At 35.3% G+C, this 15,736-nt stretch carries 14 protein-coding genes, 1 tRNA gene and 1 pseudogene; 5 read left to right on the top strand and 11 right to left on the bottom strand.

The window, feature by feature from the left end:
- Positions 1-130: 130 nt before the first annotated feature.
- Both ACMDB5_RS05275 and ACMDB5_RS05270 read right to left on the bottom strand, forming a co-directional pair.
- Positions 131-2,431, bottom strand: a complete 2,301-nt coding sequence (locus ACMDB5_RS05275; protein ID WP_413999968.1) for an aminotransferase class III-fold pyridoxal phosphate-dependent enzyme — start codon at positions 2,429-2,431, stop codon at positions 131-133.
- Between the two features lie 269 nt (positions 2,432-2,700).
- Positions 2,701-3,759 (bottom strand): helix-turn-helix domain-containing protein, encoded by a 1,059-nt coding sequence (locus tag ACMDB5_RS05270; RefSeq protein ID WP_413999967.1) that lies wholly within the window; start codon positions 3,757-3,759, stop codon positions 2,701-2,703.
- A 140-nt stretch (positions 3,760-3,899) separates the two neighbouring features.
- Here ACMDB5_RS05270 and ACMDB5_RS05265 point away from each other — a divergent pair, with 140 nt between their 5' ends.
- Together ACMDB5_RS05265 and ACMDB5_RS05260 are read left to right on the top strand one after the other, a co-directional pair.
- A complete protein-coding gene (locus tag ACMDB5_RS05265; RefSeq protein ID WP_413999966.1) occupies positions 3,900-6,155 on the top strand; it encodes a TonB-dependent receptor plug domain-containing protein in 2,256 nt (751 codons plus the stop codon).
- Between the two features lie 18 nt (positions 6,156-6,173).
- Positions 6,174-7,574 (top strand): hypothetical protein, encoded by a 1,401-nt coding sequence (locus ACMDB5_RS05260; protein WP_413999965.1) that lies wholly within the window; start codon positions 6,174-6,176, stop codon positions 7,572-7,574.
- Between the two features lie 82 nt (positions 7,575-7,656).
- Here ACMDB5_RS05260 and ACMDB5_RS05255 read toward each other — a convergent pair whose 3' ends face one another.
- From ACMDB5_RS05255 to ruvC, 7 genes and pseudogenes are all read right to left on the bottom strand, one after another.
- Positions 7,657-8,367 carry a PH domain-containing protein gene (locus ACMDB5_RS05255; protein WP_413999964.1) on the bottom strand — a complete coding sequence of 237 codons (711 nt, stop codon included), beginning with the start codon at positions 8,365-8,367 and terminating at the stop codon, positions 7,657-7,659.
- Between the two features lie 70 nt (positions 8,368-8,437).
- The gene (locus tag ACMDB5_RS05250) at positions 8,438-8,803 is read right to left on the bottom strand and encodes an MmcQ/YjbR family DNA-binding protein (protein WP_413999963.1); all 366 of its coding nucleotides are present in this window, start codon (positions 8,801-8,803) and stop codon (positions 8,438-8,440) included.
- On the bottom strand, positions 8,800-9,201 hold the full coding sequence (locus tag ACMDB5_RS05245) for a GNAT family N-acetyltransferase (RefSeq protein ID WP_413999962.1): 402 nt from the start codon (positions 9,199-9,201) through the stop codon (positions 8,800-8,802). Before ACMDB5_RS05245 ends, ACMDB5_RS05250 begins: the two co-directional genes overlap by 4 nt.
- The gene (locus ACMDB5_RS05240; protein ID WP_413999961.1) at positions 9,195-9,959 is read right to left on the bottom strand and encodes a cyclase family protein; all 765 of its coding nucleotides are present in this window, start codon (positions 9,957-9,959) and stop codon (positions 9,195-9,197) included. Before ACMDB5_RS05240 ends, ACMDB5_RS05245 begins: the two co-directional genes overlap by 7 nt.
- A gap of 89 nt (positions 9,960-10,048) precedes the next feature.
- On the bottom strand, positions 10,049-11,182 hold the full coding sequence (hemW, locus tag ACMDB5_RS05235) for a radical SAM family heme chaperone HemW (RefSeq protein WP_413999960.1): 1,134 nt from the start codon (positions 11,180-11,182) through the stop codon (positions 10,049-10,051).
- 82 nt (positions 11,183-11,264) lie between these two features.
- A pseudogene (locus tag ACMDB5_RS05230) lies at positions 11,265-11,516 on the bottom strand (four helix bundle protein); the annotation flags it as partial.
- A gap of 106 nt (positions 11,517-11,622) precedes the next feature.
- Positions 11,623-12,177, bottom strand: a complete 555-nt coding sequence (gene ruvC, locus ACMDB5_RS05225) for a crossover junction endodeoxyribonuclease RuvC (RefSeq protein WP_413999959.1) — start codon at positions 12,175-12,177, stop codon at positions 11,623-11,625.
- 23 nt (positions 12,178-12,200) lie between these two features.
- On the opposite strand from ruvC, the gene ACMDB5_RS05220 reads away from it, so the two are divergent.
- On the top strand, positions 12,201-13,145 hold the full coding sequence (locus tag ACMDB5_RS05220; protein WP_413999958.1) for a hypothetical protein: 945 nt from the start codon (positions 12,201-12,203) through the stop codon (positions 13,143-13,145).
- Positions 13,142-14,239, top strand: coding sequence for a glycosyltransferase family 2 protein (locus ACMDB5_RS05215; RefSeq protein WP_413999957.1), 1,098 nt, complete (start codon positions 13,142-13,144; stop codon positions 14,237-14,239). The genes ACMDB5_RS05220 and ACMDB5_RS05215 overlap by 4 nt, the downstream gene beginning before the upstream one ends.
- Positions 14,240-14,381: 142 nt before the next feature.
- Here ACMDB5_RS05215 and ACMDB5_RS05210 read toward each other — a convergent pair whose 3' ends face one another.
- Complete coding sequence (locus ACMDB5_RS05210) at positions 14,382-14,858, bottom strand: hypothetical protein (protein ID WP_413999956.1); 477 nt, start codon at positions 14,856-14,858, stop codon at positions 14,382-14,384.
- Positions 14,859-14,972: 114 nt separating this feature from the next.
- On the opposite strand from ACMDB5_RS05210, the gene ACMDB5_RS05205 reads away from it, so the two are divergent.
- On the top strand, positions 14,973-15,473 hold the full coding sequence (locus ACMDB5_RS05205; RefSeq protein WP_413999955.1) for a DUF456 domain-containing protein: 501 nt from the start codon (positions 14,973-14,975) through the stop codon (positions 15,471-15,473).
- 60 nt (positions 15,474-15,533) lie between these two features.
- Here ACMDB5_RS05205 and ACMDB5_RS05200 read toward each other — a convergent pair.
- Positions 15,534-15,607 (bottom strand) — tRNA-Asp (locus tag ACMDB5_RS05200).
- Positions 15,608-15,736 lie beyond the last annotated feature (129 nt).

The raw sequence follows: 15,736 nt of genomic DNA, 5'->3' as shown, positions 1-15,736 counted from the left end.
CACTGCCTTTTTATTTACAAAATTATTATTCATCACAAACAAGCTAATTCTCTGCCTAAATCACAAAAACTAACTACTAATAATTTGCAACTTTCTGATTGATTTTTCAGTACAGATCTTTTTCAATTATTTAAAAACTCCCAAAAACGGCATCCAGATTATCCACAAACTCATCCGCATTTTCTTTGCTGAAAATAATTGGAGGTTTTATTTTCAAAACATTATATAAAGGACCGTCAGTGCTAATAAAGAAACCACGGTCTTTCATTTTTTCGACAATATGGTCGATTTCAGGAACGGCAGGTTCCAGAGAAATTATATCTCTTACCAATTCGACTCCCACAAACAATCCGTTGCCACGAACGTCGCCAATGATGTCGTATTTTGGTTTTAATTCCGCTAATCTTTGCAATAAATAATTCCCAACTTCAAGTGCATTTTTCTGTAATTCTTCTTCTTCTATTACATTCAAAACCGCCAAGCCCGTTGCCATAGACACCGGATTTCCTCCAAAGGTGTTGAAGTATTCCATACCATTATTAAAAGCATCGGCAATTTCTTGGGTGGTAACCACCGCCGCCAACGGATGTCCATTTCCTATCGGCTTGCCCAATACCACAATATCCGGCACAACATCCTGCAATTCGAAACCCCAGAATTTCTCGCCCACACGACCAAATCCAACCTGGACTTCATCGGCAATGCAAATTCCACCCGCGTTTCTTACTTTAGAATAAACCTCTTTCAAATAATTAGACGGCAATGCAATTTGTCCTCCAACACCTAATAAGGTTTCGCAGATAAAAGCGGCCGGTTTTTTGGATTCGGTTTCCAATGCGGTGATGATACGGGAAACGTCTTCGGCATATTTTTCTCCGGCTTTCATATCGTCATACTTGAATTCACCGCGGTACATATCCGGATTTTGCGCCTTGTGTATATAAGGCATTTTTCCAAAACCGCCTTTCCCGTCAAATTTATACGGACTCATTTCGATAGCCGTAGTCGAAGTACCGTGATAGGCATGATCCAGAACAATCACATCTTTTTGTTTGGTGAAATGACGGCTCATTCGAATCGCAAGATCATTAGCTTCACTTCCGGAATTGGTAAAATAACAAACTGTTAATTCTTTAGGAAGCGTGGCGGTCAATTTTTTGGCGTATTCAATCATGTTGTCGTTCAGGTAACGCGTGTTGGTATTTAATGTGGCAATCTGCTTTTGCATTGCTTTCACAACCGTAGGATGACAATGCCCAACATGACTCACGTTATTTACGCAATCAAGGAAAGTGTTTCCTTGATCGTCATAAAGATATTGCAGGGCACCTTTGTCTATTTTTACTTTTTTAGCATAACTGATACTGAGGTTTTTCCCAATATATTGCTGTCTTTCTTTTAGGATTGTTTCGTGCGTGTCATTAGGATTTATCAAAGTTGAGAATCCACAAGCAAGTCTAAATTCATTATGTGCTTTTAAAGGATTGATTCGGATAAGTTGGTGCAGTAATTTCAAGGCCGGTTTTTCGGTGATGAAATGATGTTCATTGGTACTATCCAATGAATAATTATACGCCGATTGACACAGACTAATACTTAGCCTCCCTCCGATCAGATAATACAACAAAGAAACTTCCAACTCGGTTAAAGCCATTTTTTCATGATAGCCTTTTACGATTTCGGATGCAACTTCAAGCGGCTTTTCGCTGTCGAGCATTGCATAAGCACAGGCGATGGCTAAATTGTTTATCAGTGAAGTGTGAACCATATCTCCAAAATCGATCAAACCGGTAATCATATCTCCATTTACCAAGACATTATAATCGTTGGCATCGTTATGAATCGTAGCGGTTCTTAGTGACGAAATATTTGGCGTTACTTCTGTTTCAAATTGCAACAAGAAATAGGAAACCAAACGTCTGTTTTCATGCGATTTTATACAATGCAAATTTTTTCTGGAATCTAAGGCGTTTTTGATATCCCAGTCGTAATGGCGGTTTGCCGCTGGATGTTTGAAATCTTTCAAAAGGAAATCCATTTCACCCAAAAACTGTCCCAAATTTCGGGCTAAGACAGGAGATTTCTCTTTTTGGTTCACCCAAAAATCCCCTTCCAAGTAACTAAGCAATCGGAAATAGTATTTTGTTTCCTCGATGGTCATTTGTCCTATTTCCTCTTTACTTTCGTTGGTAATATAGTGTTGGAATTTTTCTGCCAAATCACTTTTCGAAAGCAATTTCAACATTTGCACCTGCGCATCAAGAAAATACGGATTGTGCTCTTCGGTCGCTATTTTAAAAATATATTTTTTATCAGATGAATCGGTTAATAAAAAGTTGAGCTCGTCATATCCGTTCAATATTTTGCAAGTCACATCCAGTTTATATTGTTCTTGGATGAGGTTAATTATAAAGGATTCGGTAAATATCATAGTCTGTTTAGTTTAATTGGGCGATTTGAATCAGTGCTTAAGAATCAGTGCATTTGGGAAATTATTTCTGTTTCTAATAAAGCAAAAAAAAGACAATCTCAAAAGACTGCCCAAATTTAATTCATTTTTTATTACATATAGCTCAAAATCTCTTTCTTAAAATTATCATATTCTCCCTGTAAAATCAGTCCAATATCTAAGAGTTTTTTATAATTTTTCAACTTTTCAAAGTTATCCGTTGAATCAGCGACTAATACAATCTTGCTTTTTTAAACAAAAAAAATATCCACCGAAAAAACATCCAAAATTTCAAAACACAAAAATGAAAGTTTAGCAGTCAAATGATTTTTTCTAAAACTTATAGGTGTAAATCCATAAAATAATTTAAACGCCGCCGAAAAATGAGACACATCTTTATAGCCGCATTTCTCGGCAACCTCACTTACATTTGAAGTTTCTTTCTTAATTAATTTTTTAGCATATTCCATTCGGAGTTTGGTTACATAGCCTTTTACAGTAATCTCAAAGCATTCTTTAAACCCTTTTTTAAGCTTAAATTCATTCAGAGATATTCTTCTCGAAAGCTCTGCAAGTGTAGGTGCATTTGTAAAATTGGCTTCTAAAATTAATTTGGCTTCCTGAAGTTTTGCATACTCTGTTCCAGCTATAGAAACCGCTACTTGCGGTTTTTTCAGTAAGGCTTCTAATTGTAAAATTAAAAGTTCTTTTATTTTAGCTTCAAAGTACATTTTTTGTATAGCCCCTTCGTAGTTGCAATTTTTAATCTCCTGAATAACCCATAAAATGGGTGAATTTAATGAACCGTATTTTGAAGTTAAATAAGTCGATTTCTTCAATGTAATATTCTTAGAAAAGTCATCATGAATACCCCAGTTTTCCTGAATCAATTCACTGTAATAATCAAGAGATAGCAGTATCGTTAAACAATTCATTTGCTCGAAAGCAGGTATTTTAAACATGGCACTATAGTTAGATGCGAAAAGTATATTGTGCTTATTTTGTGCGGTATCTTTTTTTCTTCCACTATTTTCACCAATAACTACTGCACTTTTGGAAGAAATAAAATTCATTACTACCGTATCTCCTATTATTTGAATTTTGAAGTTTTGTGGCGTTGAAAAACACATTTGAGTATCAAGAATAAAAACACCCTCAGAGATAAGAACTTTTGTCGAAAATCCTTGATTTTCTTTCTTCTTTAAGCCTATTTTTTTTACTGAAAAATGACTCTTTTTACTGTAAACATGACTGGAACCTATACTAATAATTGGTTCTTCTTGCCCTAAAATCTCTGCTGTAAATTTCAAAATAATAATCCGCTTTTAGAAAATAATAATCCGCTTTTCCCTAACTGTCTTCAGAACTAGATAGTACTTTTGCAGCAAATCTATTTATAATAAGTCTAAATAAAAACAAATTTGTGTTAAAAAAATTTTAATCAGAAACTATGCTCAATAAATACCTTTTCATATTTCTATTCATTTTAATTTCAATCCCTGCAATTGCTCAAAAAAATAAAACGAAAGACAATAGAATTGAAAAAACAAGCGCAGATACAAAAGTCGAGGCTCTAGAAAATGTCGAAATCAAAGGAAAATCAAAAAAACAAAAAGTAGAAGCTTCTGGCTTTGCTGTTGCGATTATAGAAACCAAAGAAGCTTCTTTAAGAAATCTGACAACCAATGAATTACTAGACAGATCAGTTGGCGTACGTGTAAGACAGAATGGAGGAATAGGCTCTAATGTAGAGTATAACTTGAATGGGATGTCTGGAAGCACTATCGGAATATTTCTTGATGGAATAGAAATATCCACCTACGGTCAATCTTTCAATCTGAATAACATACCTCCGTCCATGATTGAGCGTATAGAAGTTTACAAAGGCATCTTGCCCTCTCATCTAACAGGTGATTATGTAGGTGGCGCCATCAATGTAGTATTGAAAAAAGATGTGTCTCAAAACAATGCTACCGCCGCTATTTCTTATGGATCATTCAATACTTTTCAATCAGATCTTGGTGTAACTTATCGTGATAAAAAAACAGGACTTTCATTTAGAGGTTCCGGTTCTTATACCTACACAGACAATAGTTTTGAGACTTGGGGGCACTCATCTACTTATGTAAATGTGTACCAGCAAATTACCCGAAACTATAAAGCAAAACGATTCAACAATACTTATAAAAATATAGCTGGCCGTTTTGAAGTTGGTTTTACCGATACCAAATGGGCTGATCAATTTTTTATTGGATACAATGGATCCAGTAATTATACAGAGATTCCCCACGGAATAACAATGGCGGTACCTTATGTAGGTCGGTTTAATGAAACGGAAGCGCACGCATTTATACTGAACTACAATAAGAAAAATTTTCTAACAAAAGATTTGGCTTTAAGTATTAATGCAGTTCGAAGCGAACGTAGTACTTACTTACAAGATACGGTTGGTTATGCTTACAATTGGGATGGTAAAATTAGAGAAGTTATTGAAAATGACGAAATAGTCCATTTGCGGACAAAGGACGGAGGACAACAAGGTAAAAAAGTAATAACAAACACCGATAGAAAAATCCTTAACGCGCGCACCAATTTGGGGTATATGATTACTAATGAACATCGCGTTTCATTGAATCATAAAATCGAAGCAACGAATAGAAAAGATGAAGATTTATTAAATCCTGCAGCCAAAGATTTAGCTACCAAAAGTCATATTTATAAGAATATTATTTCTATGAATTATGAAGCCGAAACTTTTAATAGAAGACTAAAGACCAATATTTTAGGAAAGCACACCATTAATAGTACCAATGACACGCGTAAAAAAATTGTAACAACAGATGGAGTAAATTCGATTGTAGAAGAGCACAATAGTAACACTGATAGTAATTTTGGTTACGGAGCTACTGTGTCTTATAATGTGACTTCTAATCTATTTATTATTGGTTCTACAGAAAACTCATACATAATGCCCACTGAAGTCCAATTATTTGGAGCTCCTGAACAGAATGTTCTAAATAATCTTCAATTGCAGCCAGAAAAATACATCAATTACAATTTAGGCTTTCGCTGGAATCCATCAGATTTAGGCAAACACAAAATATCGTTTTATGCAAATGCTTTCTGGCGTAACGGTTTTAATAAAATTACACTGCAAACTGTGGATGTAACAGAGATCAAAGACGAATCGGGTGCTGATATACAAACATCAAGGTATGTAAATCTTGAAAAGACACAAGCAAAAGGCTTCGAAGCTGAAATTATTTACGTTTATAACAACCGATTAAATACTTCTTTTAATATTTCAAAATTCAACAATCTAGATAAAAGTGAGTTAGACAGCAATGGTAAAGCAAATAAATATTATGGCCATCAGGTAGCCAACGAGCCTTTTTTTACCATGAATGCGAATATACAGTATAGTTTTAATGATCTTTTTCAGAAGAAATCGATATTCAGCACTTATTATAATGCAGGATATGTAGGCGAATATTATACCGTAAGAGGCCAGCCGAAATATTCGATGACGCCCACCCAGTTCTCACATGATTTAGGAATGAGTTACCGTTTTCCTTCTAAGAAATTAGTAGCCAGTTTAGATGTAAAAAATATGTTTAATGCCGAAGTCTATGATAATTTTCAAATCCAAAAACCAGGTAGAGGAATCTATTTCAAATTGAATTACACATTTAGTAAATTTTTATAATCAAATTAAATCAATATCATGAAAAAAAATCTGTTTAGAATAGCATTATTCAGCACAGTAATTACAGCGCTAACATTAGGAAGCTGTAGCAATGACGACAACAACGATTCAGAAAATAATCCACCTGTAGCAGACGGTACGCGTTGGATAACTTTAACAGGATCTTTTCCTGATGCTGCAGGAACTGCAGGAAATGGAGGATCCCGTGCTTACGCTATTACTCCGGAGAATGCCTCTAATCCAGATTATGTAGTAGACCTTTTTAAAATGGAAGGAGAAAAATATGTTACAGGATTTGCATTAAAATCCAGTCGTACTGCTCGTGTACAAGCTTCTGCTGATGGCAAATTTTTATATAACATCCAATATACAGGAACAGAAGGTGGTGTATTCAACAAATACGCTGTGTCTGGAGAAGGAAAATATGAAGAAGTAGGTTATGAACTGAATACTTCTGTTATTCTAGGAACATCACCTCGTTGGGTTAAAGCAGCAGAAGGTATTGGTGTTGGTGTCTCTTTTGGCGAAGCATTAGATCCTTATACAGGAAGCGCTCCAAATTATGTATGGAGACATCCTAAAGGTAAAATAAAGATTGCAAACATAGACTTAAATAATACAGCTATTACAAATACAGGTAATATCGATATTAATCTTGGAACTGAATTAGAGGCAAAAGGTTATCATGTTTGGAGAGCCGATGTTCCTGTATTAAATCAGGCTAAAGACAAATTATTTATTGGATTGGGTATTAGAAGACATGATATAAATGGTACAGTTACTACAAATACAACTACTGGTGCTATATCAGGTTGGGAATTATCTACTTTAGCAAGAGACTTAGGTACTCTTACCTATGTGGTAGACTATCCTTCTTTGAAAAATCCTAAAATAATTACATCTACAAAAGCCATAACAGATAACCTTTCGTATCGTACGATGACACAGTATGTAGGTACGGATGGAAATATTTATCAAGCTGCAACCAGTATGGGAAGTGGTCATCAGATATTACGAATTAGTAAATCAACAAATGATTATGACAACACTTATGAATTTAATTTGAATACGGCTCTTGGTATCAATGATGCTGGTATAAGAGCTTGGACATATATTAAAGACGGTATTGGTATAGTATTATACACAAGAAGCAATAATGCTGGTGGCTATGTAGCATTGATAAATCTAAATGATAAATCTGCTACTAAATTAGCAACAGATATTGAAACTGATGCGGCTTTATCAACAACATTAGGTCAGTTTCAAAACATTGGTGTTATTGGAGATAATGTATATCTTCCATTAACTCCTGCAGGAAAAGATGGTAATATTTATATTGTAAATAGTAAAACCAAAGAAATCAAAAAAGGAGCTAAATTAAAAGCCGCTTCTGGTAGTTTCTTCTTAGGAGCTTATTAATCCTCCTAAATTATGTTAAAAAACAAACCCCGATAAATTTAGAATTTATCGGGGTTTTGTATTAAAAAAAATTGATTTTCAATTACATCAAACTCAAAATCTCTTTTTTGAAAGCATCATATTCTCCTTGTAAAATCAAACCATTGTCTAATAGTTTTTTGTAATTCTGTAATTTTTCAAAAAGCTCATCTTGAGACAATCCGCTTAATCCATTATCTTTGGAAGATTCAGTTGGAGCATTAAAATTTTCTCTTTCCATATTAAAAACTGGTGGAGTAACCGGCATTATCTCGGCAAAACTAGTTACTTCTTCTGTTTCCATTTCTTCAACAATCTCAAATTCATCCGTTGAATCAACTGAAGTTTCTTCGATAATCGTTGCATTTAAAACAGTACCATTTTTCAGAATATCCAATTGCTCTTTGGCATAGGTAAAAATCTTTCTGGCTTGAATTTTCGGGATATAATCAATAGAAACCACCATATCGGTTTTAGTCGAAAACGAAAACTCGGATCCCAATATATTTTCTTTTACAAAAGTGCCTTCGATTTGATCCCAAGTAAAATCTGTAAAATCCATCGAAAGCCCCAAATTTTTAGGCTGACAAATAATAATACGTTTGTTTGTCAATACGATACTGTCCGGTAAAACGGTAATGGCTGGCTTTTTCTGTACAGCAATATAACCTATTTCCTCATTTTTCATCAATAAATCATTCAACTTTGAAGTGATTTTTTCAATGGCTTTAGGGTCTTGTTCTTCGTTTAAAAACTTCTTAAATTGTTCCTTCATTTTTATGCTGAATTTATTTCAGTAATTTATTATTTGTATTCAAATTGCATCACAAAAGTAATACCTAATTTTATAATTCCTGAATTTCATTTTGTAATTTCTTTGTTAAACTTTTGAAAACCAAATCATAGGAATGATCGATCAATTTTTGGATCAGTCCATCAGGAACATCTCTATTTATACTTACCGTATTCCAATGCATTTTACTCATATGAAAACCCGCATTGATGTCGTCGTATTCTGCGCGCAATTCGGCAGAACGATCCGGATCGCACTTCAAATTAACAGCTGGCTGCCCTTTTTCCCATTTATCCAAAGAAGACAATGCAAACATTTTTGCGCCCACTTTAAAAACGAGCGTATCTTCATCAAACGGAAAATGCTCCGTTACTCCTTTTTTAGAAAGGCAATATTCGTAATAGGTTTCTAGATTCATTTGATAATTTTTTCCATTAATTTTTCAGGATTGGCCAATTCGTTAAAACCAAATTTTCGATACAAAAAATGGGCATCCGAAGTCGCCAGTCGCCAAATTTTAATCTCTTTAAGTTTGGGTTCGGTCATCATTTTTTCAATTAAAATCGACGAATATCCTTTCCCGCGATGTTCTTCCGTAATAAACACATCCATCAAATAGGCAAAAACCACATAATCAGTAATCACTCTTGCAAACCCAATTTGTTTGTCATCGAGATAAATCCCAAAACAAAATGAATGATCTATCGTAGTTTGCACTTCATCGATGGTTCGACCTGCTGCCCAATAAATATCCTTCAAAAAGTATTGGATAAAGGGAATGTCGAGTTTATTTTTATCGGTAGAAACAGTTACCATATTTTATATAAAATTGGTTTGCTCGGTGAAGCATCATTCTCGAACGAAGCGATTTGCAAATTCAACAAATAACTCCCATCTGGAACTTCATTCGATACAAAAATCATTTCGGTAATAGTGGCTTCCAATCGTGCATCGGTATTCAAATTTGTAACATCTTTCACATTCCAAAAAGCTTTGTGTGCCAATAATTTCCCCTCGTCATGTTCTCTATCCACACTCGGCAAATCAATCAACAAATGCTCGATTCCGCTTTCGCAAATAAAACGTGCCGCAGCTTCCTCCAGATAAGGCGGATTTGTATTGGAATATTTTTTGGATAATTTGTCGTTTGTATTAGGTAACGTTCGAATAATTATAGCCTCTGAAACTTTATCATTTAAAGCTTTTTCAATCTGATTTTTGGTAATCACCAAATCGTCTCCCTGCGATTCCGGTTGAATCGAAATCAACTCCGCCAAAAAGAAAAACTTTTTCAACGATTGATTGACACTGTAAAATTCGCGCGTAATATGTCCGACACATTCGGTATGCGTCCCGTGTCCGTGCGGGTTGAAAAAAATATTATTGAAATTTGTTGAGGCACCTTGCTGTACGCTCCCAATCCAATCGCCAAAAACCACTGGGTTTATCTCTGGTTTTTCAATATACCAGGCAATCGGATTTTCTTCTGTATTCATCAACGGAATCGAGATATCAATAGGTTTTGATAAATCCGCTTCAATGGTCAAATTTTTATGTTTGATTGATGTTTTCATGTTTTTTAACCGCAAAGGGCACAAAGTTTTACGCAAAGTTCGCAAAGCTTCATCGACATCGTGTCTTCTTTGCGAACCTAATGGTTAGATTATTCCAAATTTACCCAAAAAAGATCAGACGCAATACCATCGGTCAAAAACTTTCCTTTTGAGGTTGGTTTTAAAATACCGCTTTCAATAAAAAGCAAATCATCGTCCAAAAACTTCTTGGTCTGTTTGTTGAGGTAATCCAAATACGCTTTGCCAAATTCTTCCTCAATTCGCTGAAGGCAAACTCCCCAAATCGTTCGCAATCCCGTCATAATATATTCGTTGTAGCGATCCGCCACAGATAAAATTTCGGTTTCGTTTGGCAATTTATCCTCCTGAATGGATTTCAAATAAATTGGATTGTTCGAAACATTCCAGCTTCTGGAAATCCCATTGTAACTGTGTGCCGAAGGCCCAATTCCGATGTATTTTTTCCCTAACCAATAGGCTGAATTGTTTTTGGAAAAATAATTTTTCTTTCCAAAATTCGACAATTCGTAATGTATAAATCCATTGGCTTCTAAGGTTTCAACCAAAATCATGAAATGCTCCTGCGCCAGTTCGTCTTTTGGCGCCGCTATTTTTCCAGTTTGGATGAGTTTATTCAAAGCTGTTTTGGGCTCCACCGTCAAAGCATAACTCGAAATATGTGGAATTCCGAAAGACAAAGCCGTTTCGATATTCTGTTTCCACTTTTCGTTGCTCATTCCAGGAATTCCATAAATCAAATCGAGGGAAATATTATCGAAATATTGAGTGACAAATTCGAGACATTTTTTGGCTTCCGCCGAATTGTGCGCGCGGTTCATCATTTTCAAATCGTCCTCAAAAAACGACTGAATCCCGATGCTCAATCGGTTGATTTTACTTTTTGACAATTCGATTATTCGTTCTTCGGACAAATCATCCGGATTAGCCTCTAAAGTTATTTCAGGATTTTCTGCAACTTTGTAATTTTTGTACACTTCTTCGATCAGAAAATTAATCTCTTCCGAAGTCAGCACGCTTGGAGTTCCTCCGCCGAAATAAATAGTTTCAATCACTTCGTTTTCAGACTCGATTTTACGCATTTGGATTTCTTTGGCCAAAGCCAAAACCATTTCGGCTGCCTTCTTCATTGAAGTCGAAAAATGAAAATCGCAGTAATGACATGCCTGCTTGCAAAAAGGGATATGGATGTAGATTCCTGACATAGTATTCAGTGTTCAGTTTTTTAGTAATCAGTCTTAGCGGAGTCTTCAGTTAAGTAGAAAGTGATCAGTGGTCAGGATTTGATAATGCAAACTCCAACCAAACCTGAGTCTCCGAATTTTCTCCGTCAGAATCAGTCAATTTACTGTAAAAATGCTTTGGATAGACCCTTTTACGATATGCTTCAGCAATTGTAACTGGAACACTCCTAGAGGATCGGCGAATTTGATCCGTCAATGAATAGGTTTCCTCTTTTGGAAATGATTTTGTTATTTCAAAAATTTTCATCGCTAATGAAAATGATTTTTTATAAGCTAATAAATCTTGAAAAGTCATATTTATCTATTTTTTTATCTGATCACTATAAATTCACAGTTAGTGGTGACCTCCATAAAACTAATCATTGAACACTATTTTTCTATACTGAACACTCAAAAACTGATCACTTCTTGACTCTCTCTTCATTCTGTTTCACAAAAGCGTCCCAACCGCTATAACTTTTAGCTCCAACCACTTTCCCGGAATTGAAAAAATGACAAACCGCCGCCGCCAATCCATCGGTTGAATCGAGGTTTTTGGGTAATTCTTTCAAGCCTAAAAGTTGTTGCAGCATTTTGGCAACTTGTTCTTTGCTTGCGTTTCCGTTTCCGGTAATGGCCATTTTTATCTTTTTGGGTTCGTATTCGGTTATCGGAATATCTCTCGAAAGTCCCGCCGCCATTGCCACGCCTTGTGCCCTTCCTAACTTTAGCATCGATTGCACATTTTTGCCAAAAAAAGGCGCTTCAATGGCAATTTCATCTGGGTGGTGCGTATCGATCAACTCAATGGTACGCTCGAAAATGCGTTTTAATTTCATGTAATGGTCGTCCATTTTATTCAACTGTAATTCGTTGAGTTGAATAAATTCCATTTTTTTGTTGATTACTTTTATCAACCCAAATCCCATAATGGTGGTCCCCGGGTCAATTCCTAATATGATGCGTTCGTTTGCCAATTTAAATTTGTTATTTTGCAAGCATGATTTCAATATCCCACAAAGCTAAACAATTCCTCGTTCTTATAATCAAACTTTTGATCGTGGGCGGCGCATTCTATTTTATTTACAATCAACTGGCCAACAACGACAAACTCGATTGGCAAAAATTTATTGTTTTATTCAATAAAAACCAGTCCGTTACAGGAATTGGATTCATTTTATTATTGAGCGTTTTGAATCGTTTTTTCGAAATCTTAAAATGGCAAAATTTAGTTCAGGTCGTTCAAAAAATTTCTCTCGGTGATGCAACCAAACAAGTACTTGCCGCATTGACTGCCGGATTATTCACTCCAAATGGCGTGGGTGAATATGCTGGAAAAGCATTGTTTTTTGAAAAATCGGAAACCAAAAAAATCATATTCCTAAACCTGATTTGCAACGGAATCCAAATGGTATTAACCGTTATTATCGGGATATTTGGCTTATTGTATTTTAACGCCAACTACAATGTCATCACAACTAAAACGGTCGCTATTCTTTTTGGGATTTTGATCGTAGTATTCACTGTTTTATTTTCTGTCAAAAAAATAGCAATCAAAGGCTATTCCATAGAGAAACTGATTCACAAGATTAACGAGATCCCGAAAGCTATTCATCAGAAAAATATCTTTTTGGCAATATGTCGTTATCTCGTTTTTTCGCATCAATATTATTTTTTGTTTCTGGCTTTTGATGTTGATTTACCTTATTTAACACTTATGGCAGCAATCACAAGCGTTTATTTTCTGGCTTCTTCTTTGCCTACTTTTCAGTTTTTGGATTTTGCCGTAAAAGGCAGTGTGGCGGTTTATTTCTTCGGCATTTTGGGCGTAAACGAATGGATTGTCATCTTTATTTCGACTCTTATGTGGTTTCTGAACGTGGTTTTACCGGTAATTATCGGTAGTTATTATGTGTTGAATTTTAAAACTAAAACAACCAAATGATTTATGTCTTGTACATTCTCATTTTCTCCTATTGCTTAGCAATTGTTTTTCTTATTTATGGTTTTACACGAATCAAATCCTACGAACCGATTGGCTTAAAGCCAAAAACAAAATTCACCATTATTGTTCCGTTTCGAAACGAAGCAGAGAATTTGCCTTTGCTTTTGGTCAGTTTTTCGAAATTAAATTACCCGAAGGAATTGTTTGAGGTTATTCTGGTCGATGATGATTCGGAAGAACAGTTTTCAGTTTTCAGCTTTCAGTTTTCAGTTAGAATCGTCAAAAATAATCGTGTTTCGAATTCACCCAAAAAAGACGCCATCACAACGGCAATGCAATTTGTCACTTCAGACTGGATTATCACCACTGATGCGGATTGCTTGGTCAATGAAGACTGGTTATTAACATTAGACAATTACATTCAAGTGCAGGATGTTTCTATGATTGCCAGCGCTGTAACCTATGATTGCGAAAATTCCTTTTTACATCATTTTCAGCAATTGGATTTGGCAAGTTTACAGGGCGCCACCATTGGTAGTTTTGGTTTGAAAAAAGGCTTTATGTGTAATGGCGCCAACTTTGCCTACACCAAATCACTGTTTGAAGAACTGAACGGTTTCGACGGAAACGACAAAATTGCGAGTGGCGACGATGTTTTCCTGTTGCAAAAAGCGATTGCTCGCTTTCCAGAAAAAGTGCATTATTTAAAATCCAAGAATACTATTGTAACGACAAAACCTTTGGATGACTGGAAATCCTTGTTTTACCAAAGGGTACGTTGGGCATCGAAAACACGTTCGTATCAAAGTAGTTTTGGAAAGCTTTTAGGATTGGTAGTTTTTGGAGGAAATTTTAGTATGATTATGGGTTGTGGGTTATGGGTTGTGGGTTTGTTTCCGTTGTTGAATATCCTTTTGTTATACTTGTTAAAGTTTACTATTGACTCTGTTTTGCTATACAAAACGAATCATTTTTTGAACAAAAAAAGAATGCGCTATTTAATTTTGAGCAGTTTGTCGTACCCGGTTTTTAGCGTGAGCGTTGCGGTGTATTCCTTGTTCGGAAAATACGAATGGAAAGGGAGGAAATTTTAGATTGTTGATTAACGATTTTAGATGTTGAATTACGATATGTCTTGTTTTATACTAAAGCCCTAGCCCTGATAGAAACGGCATCTTTTTGTACCAGGGTTTGGTACAAAAAATATAGTGAACAGCAGGAAAAAGCTTCAAAAAACTACTCCACTTTTATGATTACCGGAAGAATGAATTGGGTTTTTACCGGAATTCCGCGTTTGATGGCAGGATTTACTTTTGGAAAATCAACCAAGCGTTCTTGAAGAATACTATCGATTTTAATGGTATCGTAGGCAACAGAATCTTTTGGAAACTGCGGTTCAAATTTCATTTTAGCATTGGGAAAAATAGTCACCTTGACCTCTATAGTATCCAATTCAGGATAGAGAATCGAAAGCGTATCTACACTGAGTTTTTCTTGGATTAATTGAGCTAAATACTCAAAAAAACATTGCTGGCGCTGGGACTTATTTCCTAATTTATCGCAATCTGCAAATGATGGATACTCGTCTACTTCTTTCCAATTGATGGCTTTCAACTCTTTTTGCAACAATTCCTTTTCCGAAGGCACTTTCTTTTCGAAGTGCTTACAGGAATTAAAGAGTAAGAATGCTAAAAATAAGTAATAGTGCTTCAATGTTTTGTTTTTGAATTGGACTAATGATTTATAAAAATACGATTATTATTTGTGTGATACTTAGAAAGTAAATAATGGTTATTTTTATTTTTCAAAATTACTAAAAATTAATTTATGGATACGCTACTATTGATCCTTGGTTTTCTTTGTGTTATTGTAGGTGTTTTTGGAAGTTTCTTACCTGTTTTACCTGGGCCAAGTATTAGTTGGATTGGGTTAGCAGTACTTTATTTCACGAATGCTGTTCCTGCAAATTATTGGATTTTAGGAATAACTTTATTGATTACTATTGTAATTTCCGTGCTAGATTATGTGATTCCTGCCAAAGGCACTAAAAAATTTGGCGGAAGTTCTTATGGTATTTGGGGAACTAATATCGGTTTGATTGTTGGAATCTTAACTCCTATTCCTTTCGGATTTATCATCGGTCCTTTTGTTGGTGCCTTTCTAGGAGAACTTCTTTATGATTCTAAAAACCACAATAGAGCTTTAAAGGCAGCCGTAGGTTCATTTGCAGGCTTTCTGGCGTCAAGCTTTATGAAGTTTGTAGTTTGCATGATGTACTTAGGATTGTTTTTAGCAATCGTTTGGCAATATCGATCAGCTATATTTTAACTTACAAATTATATAAAATAAAAAAGCCTTTCAGTTACGAAAGGCTTTCCCCAATATTAGCGGTCTGGACGGGACTCGAACCCGCGACCCCATGCGTGACAGGCATGTATTCTAACCAACTGAACTACCAAACCTCTGCTTTATTGCGGTGGCAAAGATACAATAGATTTCCGTTTAAACACGGGAAAAATAAAAAAATTTACCATAAAATTTCACTAAGGAAAATACTGACTCTTTAAAATCAAAAAAGCCGTTCGCCGAGG

Origin of the sequence: Flavobacterium sp. W1B, assembly GCF_047344965.1 — a bacterium.
Lineage (GTDB): Bacteria > Bacteroidota > Bacteroidia > Flavobacteriales > Flavobacteriaceae > Flavobacterium.
The sequence above is the reverse complement of the archived record's forward strand: the minus strand, read 5'-3'. Positions and strand labels throughout refer to the sequence as shown.

What these genes read in the sequence shown, in the direction of transcription:
- ACMDB5_RS05275 (WP_413999968.1), bottom strand. Translation starts at nt 2,431, where the DNA reads ATGATATTTACCGAATCCTTTATAATTAACCTCATCCAAGAACAATAT.
- ACMDB5_RS05265 (WP_413999966.1), top strand. Translation starts at nt 3,900, where the DNA reads ATGCTCAATAAATACCTTTTCATATTTCTATTCATTTTAATTTCAATC.
- ACMDB5_RS05260 (WP_413999965.1), top strand. Translation starts at nt 6,174, where the DNA reads ATGAAAAAAAATCTGTTTAGAATAGCATTATTCAGCACAGTAATTACA.
- ACMDB5_RS05255 (WP_413999964.1), bottom strand. Translation starts at nt 8,367, where the DNA reads ATGAAGGAACAATTTAAGAAGTTTTTAAACGAAGAACAAGACCCTAAA.
- ACMDB5_RS05250 (WP_413999963.1), bottom strand. Translation starts at nt 8,803, where the DNA reads ATGAATCTAGAAACCTATTACGAATATTGCCTTTCTAAAAAAGGAGTA.
- ACMDB5_RS05245 (WP_413999962.1), bottom strand. Translation starts at nt 9,201, where the DNA reads ATGGTAACTGTTTCTACCGATAAAAATAAACTCGACATTCCCTTTATC.
- ACMDB5_RS05240 (WP_413999961.1), bottom strand. Translation starts at nt 9,959, where the DNA reads ATGAAAACATCAATCAAACATAAAAATTTGACCATTGAAGCGGATTTA.
- hemW (WP_413999960.1), bottom strand. Translation starts at nt 11,182, where the DNA reads ATGTCAGGAATCTACATCCATATCCCTTTTTGCAAGCAGGCATGTCAT.
- ACMDB5_RS05220 (WP_413999958.1), top strand. Translation starts at nt 12,201, where the DNA reads ATGATTTCAATATCCCACAAAGCTAAACAATTCCTCGTTCTTATAATC.
- ACMDB5_RS05215 (WP_413999957.1), top strand. Translation starts at nt 13,142, where the DNA reads ATGATTTATGTCTTGTACATTCTCATTTTCTCCTATTGCTTAGCAATT.
- ACMDB5_RS05205 (WP_413999955.1), top strand. Translation starts at nt 14,973, where the DNA reads ATGGATACGCTACTATTGATCCTTGGTTTTCTTTGTGTTATTGTAGGT.